Annotated in this window: 3 protein-coding genes; all 3 read right to left on the bottom strand. The window is 74.2% G+C overall.

All coding sequences use genetic code 11. The features are described from left to right. A partial coding sequence (locus I53_RS12255) for a PAS domain S-box protein (protein ID WP_148291126.1) occupies positions 1–856 on the bottom strand: 856 nt, incomplete at its 3' end. Positions 857–1,106: 250 nt separating this feature from the next. Further along, positions 1,107–1,466, bottom strand: a complete 360-nt coding sequence (locus I53_RS12250; RefSeq protein ID WP_043351061.1) for a hypothetical protein — start codon at positions 1,464–1,466, stop codon at positions 1,107–1,109. 107 nt (positions 1,467–1,573) lie between these two features. Continuing rightward, positions 1,574–2,306 (bottom strand): L-dopachrome tautomerase-related protein (locus I53_RS12245; protein WP_286009580.1); only part of this gene is annotated, 733 nt, incomplete at its 5' end.

The raw sequence follows: 2,306 nt of genomic DNA, 5'->3' as shown, positions 1-2,306 counted from the left end.
CCGGCGCGCGGGCGTCCCGGGCCTGCCGCTGCTCGGTGATGTCGCGCGCCACCCCGGAGAACCGCACCGGGCGCCCGTGGACGTCGCGCTCGATCTCGCCCTGCCGCGCGATCCAGCGGATCTCTCCGGTATCCGGCCGCCGGATCCGGTAGGTGACGTCGCGCGGGGCGTCGCCCCGGCGCCGGCTCGCTGCCGTCGAGACGAGGGTCTGGTCCTCCGGCAGGATCAGGGCCTCGACGATCTCGGCCGGGTAGGTGCTGCGCTCCGGCAGGCCGTAGAGCCGGCAGAATTGCGGGGTCGGGTGCAGGAGCCCGTCGTCGACCCCCACGGTGAACAGGCCGATCCCGCCCGCCTCCTGCGCCCGCAGCAGACGGGCCTCGGCCTCCCGGAGCGCCCGGTCGGCGGTGTCGAGGTCCAGGCTGTCCTGGAGCACCGCCACGTAGCCGACATGGGCACCGGCCCCGTCGCGCAGCGGCGTCACCGAGCCGGACATCCGCCGGCGGCCGCCGACGGCGCGCAGGTGCCAGTCCGCGTCCGCGACGCTGCCCTCGTCCAGGGCCCTGCGCAGAGCGGCCCCGGGATGGCCCGCCGCCCGGTCCTCGGGCGTGAACAGCGCCGCGAAGGGCTGGCCGCCCATCGCCTCCGCCGTCCAACCGAGGATGTCCTCGGCGCCGGCGTTCCAGGCGGTGATGCACCCGTCGCGGTCGAGGGCGATGGCGGCGAACCGGGCGGCGCCGTCGGGGATCGGCGGCGCGCCGCCGGTGCCGGTGGTCGCCGCCCGCGCCCGCAATCCGGCGGCCTCCTCCTCCAGCGCGCGGGCGCGCCGCAGGAGCATGTCGGTCCCTGTCGCGTCCACGCTCAGGGTCCGGGCGTCGCGACGGGCTCCGCCGCCGGCCGCGCGGACGCGACGGGGCCGATCTGCGCGGGGCGGTCGGGGCTGGTCGCCGGGGCGGGGAGGGCCGGTGAATCGGGCACGGGACTGGCGCTGTGACAGAGGTGGCGGGTCGTGGGGGCCTTCTGCCGGAAACGGACCTGGGACGCCACGGGAACGCACCATAACGCGCGGAAACCGCCAAGGCTGCGTCGGCCGGCCCGCGAGGACCGGGTCAGTGCGGCTCGGCGAGGCGGCAGGTGGCGCCGCTCGCGCGGGGCCAGCCGTAGTAGATCGTCTCGGCCTGCACGTCGGCGAGGCCCACGACCTCCGGCACCGAGGCCTGCTGCGTGTCGAGCACCGCCCCACCGGCCCCCGTGAAGGTACACAGGACGGTCACGTTCGTCGCCAGGTCCGGACCGGTGTTGCGCAGGTTGACCATCGCCCGCTGCGGCTCGTGGGAATCCGGTGGCGTGTGGAGCCGGGTCTCGCGAAGGACGAGGGCGGCGTCGGCCCGCGTCGGCGTCGCGCACGTGACGATCAGGCCGGCCGCCAAGAAGGCGGCGGCCGGCCGCGACGTCCGAATCCTGCGCATGATCCGTCCCTCCCATCCTCGCGCCGGGGCCCGGCCCCCGCTTCGGTCAAACTTGGGAACCGGCATCCCGGTTCTCCGCGCGGTGCGTCAGGCGCTTCATACCCGGCTCAGTTGCGCAGCGGCTTGGCGTCGATCTGCATCCGGTAGATCGTCGTCGGGAACTTGACCGCCGAGGCCTCGCCGCCGTTCATCGCCGGCGTGCGGTTCATCTGCGCCGCCGGGATCCACAGGCCGCCCTGCTCGTCGATCCACATCGCGTCGACCCAGACGAGCCGCGGGTCCTGCACCAGGGTGCTCATCGTCCCGTCCGGCGCGATCTTGAGGATCCGCAGGCCGTCCGTGTCGCTCGCGTAGATCGTGCCCGCCGCGTCGATGGCGGTGCCGCCCGTCGCCACGGTGGCGGCGTGGAGCTTGACGTGCTTGGCGCGCTCGTCGTCGCTCACGGTCGCGTCGTCGAGATACCGGGTCTCGATGCTGTAGAGCGGCCCGGTGCAGGCCTGATAGTAGAAGGTCTTGCCGTCCGGCGAGACCTCCAGCTGGTCGGCGTGGATGAAGAGCAGCCTGCCCTGGTCGTCCCGGAGCACCCGGCCCTGGCCGGTGAGCGGGCGCTGCGCGATGGTGGACCAATGGCCGTCGAGCACCCGCCGCAGGCCGCCGGTCTCGCGGTCGAGGACGATCAGCCCGGGCTGGCCGGCATCCGTCAGGTAGATGTGGCTGCCGTTGAAGCGGAAATCGTCGATGAAGCTCTTCTCGCCGGTCGCCGCCTGCAGCGGGATAGACCTTGCGCACGGCGTTCGTGGCGAGGTCGATCTGCACGAGCTTCGGGCCGCCCGGCAGCGG

This window comes from Methylobacterium sp. B1, assembly GCF_000333255.1.
Lineage (GTDB): Bacteria > Pseudomonadota > Alphaproteobacteria > Rhizobiales > Beijerinckiaceae > Methylobacterium > Methylobacterium fujisawaense.
Note: the sequence above shows the minus strand (reverse complement) of the source record. Positions and strands in the feature narration are given on the sequence as shown.